We start from the raw sequence: 5,300 nt of genomic DNA, 5'->3' as shown, positions 1-5,300 counted from the left end.
ATCAAACGAATGATGTTTGTGTGTGTTCTCGACCGTACATCGAGAACCACTCAGTGGACGCAAGCACCAAAACGGTGTGTTATCAAGTCATCGGCTTATTAGTACCGGTCAGCTTCACGTGTTGCCACGCTTCCACATCCGGCCTATCAACCCAGTAGTCTGGCTGGGAGCCTCTCACCCGAAGGTATGGAAATCTCATCTTGAGGCCGGCTTCCCGCTTAGATGCTTTCAGCGGTTATCCATCCCGAACGTAGCTAACCAGCGGTGCTCCTGGCGGAACAACTGGCACACCAGAGGTTCGTCCAACCCGGTCCTCTCGTACTAGGGTCAGATCCTCTCAAATTTCCTACGCGCGCAGCGGATAGGGACCGAACTGTCTCACGACGTTCTAAACCCAGCTCGCGTACCGCTTTAATGGGCGAACAGCCCAACCCTTGGGACCTACTCCAGCCCCAGGATGCGACGAGCCGACATCGAGGTGCCAAACCATGCCGTCGATATGGACTCTTGGGCAAGATCAGCCTGTTATCCCCGAGGTACCTTTTATCCGTTGAGCGACAGCGCTTCCACAAGCCACTGCCGGATCACTAGTCCCGACTTTCGTCCCTGCTCGACCTGTCAGTCTCACAGTCAAGCTCCCTTGTGCACTTACACTCGCCACCTGATTGCCAACCAGGTTGAGGGAACCTTTGGGCGCCTCCGTTACTTTTTGGGAGGCAACCGCCCCAGTTAAACTACCCACCAGGCACTGTCCCTGAACCGGATTACGGTTCGAAGTTAGATATCCAGAGTGACCAGAGTGGTATTTCAACAACGACTCCACGGTAACTAGCGTCACCGCTTCACAGTCTCCCACCTATCCTACACAAGCCACACCGAACACCAATACCAAGCTGTAGTAAAGGTCACGGGGTCTTTCCGTCCTGCTGCGCGTAACGAGCATCTTTACTCGTAGTGCAATTTCGCCGAGTTCGCGGTTGAGACAGTTGGGAAGTCGTTACGCCATTCGTGCAGGTCGGAACTTACCCGACAAGGAATTTCGCTACCTTAGGATGGTTATAGTTACCACCGCCGTTTACTGGGGCTTAAATTCTCAGCTTCGCCTTGCGGCTAACCGGTCCTCTTAACCTTCCAGCACCGGGCAGGCGTCAGTCCGTATACATCGTCTTGCGACTTGGCACGGACCTGTGTTTTTAATAAACAGTCGCTACCCACTAGTCTCTGCGGCCACCACACCCTTTTTGAGGCAAGCTCATATAAGCGGATGGCCCCCCTTCTCCCGAAGTTACGGGGGCATTTTGCCGAGTTCCTTAACCACGATTCTCTCGATCTCCTTGGTATTCTCTACCTGACCACCTGAGTCGGTTTGGGGTACGGGCAGCTAGAACCTCGCGTCGATGCTTTTCTTGGCAGCATAGGATCACCCACTTTTTATCCGCATCGTGTCTCAGCCGTAACGAGTCACGGATTTGCCTATGACTCGGCCTACGCACTTGCACCAGGACAACCATCGCCTGGCTTGGGCTACCTTCCTGCGTCACACCTGTTAATACGCTAACCGCACCAGCATGGGGTCATGCGCTAGCCCTGAAGCTCTCACCCCGAAGGGATCGATACGACAGGATTCGGGCACTTAGCACCACTGGATTAGCTTGGGCGGTTCTTCGCCGGTACGGGAATATCAACCCGTTGTCCATCGACTACGCCTGTCGGCCTCGCCTTAGGTCCCGACTTACCCAGGGAAGATTAGCTTGACCCTGGAACCCTTGGTCTTTCGGAGGACGTGTTTCTCACACGTCTTTCGCTACTCATGCCTGCATTCTCACTCGTGTAGCCTCCACGGCTGGTTCACACCGCCGCTTCGCTGGCCACACGACGCTCTCCTACCCATCAACACGGCTGGACCACGAAGGCCTACCAAAAATGTCAATGCCACAACTTCGGTGGCGTGCTTGAGCCCCGTTACATTGTCGGCGCGGAATCACTTGACCAGTGAGCTATTACGCACTCTTTCAAGGGTGGCTGCTTCTAAGCCAACCTCCTGGTTGTCAAGGCAACTCCACATCCTTTCCCACTTAGCACGCGCTTTGGGACCTTAGTTGGTGGTCTGGGTTGTTTCCCTCTCGACTATGAAGCTTATCCCCCACAGTCTCACTGCTGCGCTCTCACTTACCGGCATTCGGAGTTTGGCTGACGTCAGTAACCTTGTAGGGCCCATCGGCCATCCAGTAGCTCTACCTCCGGCAAGAAACACGCAACGCTGCACCTAAATGCATTTCGGAGAGAACCAGCTATCACGAAGTTTGATTGGCCTTTCACCCCTATCCACAGCTCATCCCCTCAGTTTTCAACCTAAGTGGGTTCGGCCCTCCACGACGTCTTACCGTCGCTTCAGCCTGGCCATGGATAGATCACTTCGCTTCGGGTCTAGGACACGCGACTGAATCGCCCTATTCAGACTCGCTTTCGCTACGGCTACCCCACACGGGTTAACCTCGCCACGTATCGCTAACTCGCAGGCTCATTCTTCAAAAGGCACGCTGTCACCCCTACTAAGGAGGCTCCAACGGTTTGTAAGCAAACGGTTTCAGGTACTATTTCACTCCCCTCCCGGGGTACTTTTCACCTTTCCCTCACGGTACTTGTCCGCTATCGGTCATCTGGGAGTATTTAGGCTTATCAGGTGGTCCTGACAGATTCACACGGGATTTCTCGGGCCCCGTGCTACTTGGGATACTCTTCGCGCCAAGAGAAGCATTTCGACTACGGGGTTCGCACCCTCTATGACCCGCCTTTCAATGCGGTTCGTCTATACCTTCTTGTAACGCCGACACATCGGCAGACATGTCTGAAAAGTCCCACAACCCCCAACGTGCAACGCCTGCCGGCTCTCACACACGCTAGGTTTAGCCTGTTCCGGTTTCGCTCGCCACTACTAACGGAATCGCGGTTGCTTTCTCTTCCTGTGGGTACTGAGATGTTTCACTTCCCCACGTTCCCTCTACCCGCCCTATATATTCAGGCGGGAGTCACCAGGTACGCACGCGCCCTGGCGGGGTTTCCCCATTCGGACACCCTCGGATCAAAACTTGCTTATCAGTTCCCCGAGGCTTATCGCAGATTGCTACGTCCTTCTTCGGCTCCAGATGCCAAGGCATCCACCGTTTGCTCTTAAAGACTTGAAATCACATGAGTTCGAATCGTCAATCAAAATTGACTAATGATCTTTAAGATCATCTTCACGAGATGAAAAATCATCTCGAAGATGCTCGCGTCCACTGTGTAGTTCTCAAAGTACGGGCGGTACCCTCCCCGCACCAGCACCAGCCGGCAACAGAAAGAGTCCTGAGGTTCGTCTGCTCCCCATCCGAAGATGAAAGCGCATCCGGTCCCTCAGGACCCAACAGCGTGCATGTGCCGACTCACTCACCCCCAGCTTTCCCAACCCGAAGGCCGTACTCACCAGAGACTCAATCCCCGACACCCCATCAAATGTTCCACCCATGAGCTCCCTGCAGAGACATTCGCTCTGATCAGGGCTCTGTCACTCCGAAGAGCGCAGTGCTCCTTAGAAAGGAGGTGATCCAGCCGCACCTTCCGGTACGGCTACCTTGTTACGACTTAGTCCTAATTACCGATCCCACCTTCGACGGCTCCCTCCACAAGGGTTGGGCCACCGGCTTCAGGTGTTACCGACTTTCATGACTTGACGGGCGGTGTGTACAAGACCCGGGAACGTATTCACCGCAGCGTTGCTGATCTGCGATTACTAGCGACTCCGACTTCATGAGGTCGAGTTGCAGACCTCAATCCGAACTGGGACCGGCTTTTTGGGATTCGCTCCACCTTACGGTATTGCAGCCCTTTGTACCGGCCATTGTAGCATGCGTGAAGCCCAAGACATAAGGGGCATGATGATTTGACGTCATCCCCACCTTCCTCCGAGTTGACCCCGGCAGTATCCCATGAGTTCCCACCATTACGTGCTGGCAACATAGAACGAGGGTTGCGCTCGTTGCGGGACTTAACCCAACATCTCACGACACGAGCTGACGACAACCATGCACCACCTGTTTACGAGTGTCCAAAGAGTTCTACATTTCTGCAGCGTTCTCGTATATGTCAAGCCTTGGTAAGGTTCTTCGCGTTGCATCGAATTAATCCGCATGCTCCGCCGCTTGTGCGGGTCCCCGTCAATTCCTTTGAGTTTTAGCCTTGCGGCCGTACTCCCCAGGCGGGGAACTTAATGCGTTAGCTGCGTCACGGAATCCGTGGAATGGACCCCACAACTAGTTCCCAACGTTTACGGGGTGGACTACCAGGGTATCTAAGCCTGTTTGCTCCCCACCCTTTCGCTCCTCAGCGTCAGTTACGGCCCAGAGATCTGCCTTCGCCATCGGTGTTCCTCCTGATATCTGCGCATTCCACCGCTACACCAGGAATTCCAATCTCCCCTACCGCACTCTAGTCTGCCCGTACCCACTGCAGACCCGAGGTTGAGCCTCGGGATTTCACAGCAGACGCGACAAACCGCCTACGAGCTCTTTACGCCCAATAATTCCGGATAACGCTTGCGCCCTACGTATTACCGCGGCTGCTGGCACGTAGTTAGCCGGCGCTTTTTCTGCAGGTACCGTCACTTTCGCTTCTTCCCTGCTAAAAGAGGTTTACAACCCGAAGGCCGTCATCCCTCACGCGGCGTTGCTGCATCAGGCTTGCGCCCATTGTGCAATATTCCCCACTGCTGCCTCCCGTAGGAGTCTGGGCCGTGTCTCAGTCCCAGTGTGGCCGGTCACCCTCTCAGGCCGGCTACCCGTCGACGCCTTGGTGAGCCATTACCTCACCAACAAGCTGATAGGCCGCGAGCTCATCCCTGACCAAAAAATCTTTCCAACCGTTGAAGATGCCTCCACGGTTCATATCCAGTATTAGACGCCGTTTCCAGCGCTTATCCCAGAGTCAGGGGCAGATTGCTCACGTGTTACTCACCCGTTCGCCACTGATCCACCCAGCAAGCTGGGCTTCACCGTTCGACTTGCATGTGTTAAGCACGCCGCCAGCGTTCATCCTGAGCCAGGATCAAACTCTCCAAAAAGAAAAAATGCATACACCATCGGGAAAACGACAATGCAGCGAGTTCGAAACTGACCAAAAGGATGCCATCACTGACAATCCATAATGCCGACACCAAAATGCCGGACTTGATCCAAAGGAATCTCACCCCACCAAAAGGCAGGGACGAGGTAATTTGGCATTTGACAAGTGCACGCTGTTGAGTTCTCAAGGATCGGACGCTCCCG

2 rRNA genes are annotated in these 5,300 nt (G+C 54.5%); both read right to left on the bottom strand.

Annotated elements, in window-relative coordinates:
• Positions 1-78: 78 nt before the first annotated feature.
• A 23S ribosomal RNA gene (locus AS96_RS03575) occupies positions 79-3,185 on the bottom strand.
• A gap of 387 nt (positions 3,186-3,572) precedes the next feature.
• A 16S ribosomal RNA gene (locus AS96_RS03570) occupies positions 3,573-5,095 on the bottom strand.
• Together the 16S and 23S rRNA genes form the textbook arrangement of a ribosomal RNA operon.
• Positions 5,096-5,300: the final 205 nt, after the last annotated feature.

This window comes from Microbacterium sp. MRS-1, assembly GCF_000585455.1.
Taxonomy (GTDB): Bacteria; Actinomycetota; Actinomycetes; order Actinomycetales; family Microbacteriaceae; genus Microbacterium; species Microbacterium laevaniformans.
The sequence above is the reverse complement of the archived record's forward strand: the minus strand, read 5'-3'. Positions and strand labels throughout refer to the sequence as shown.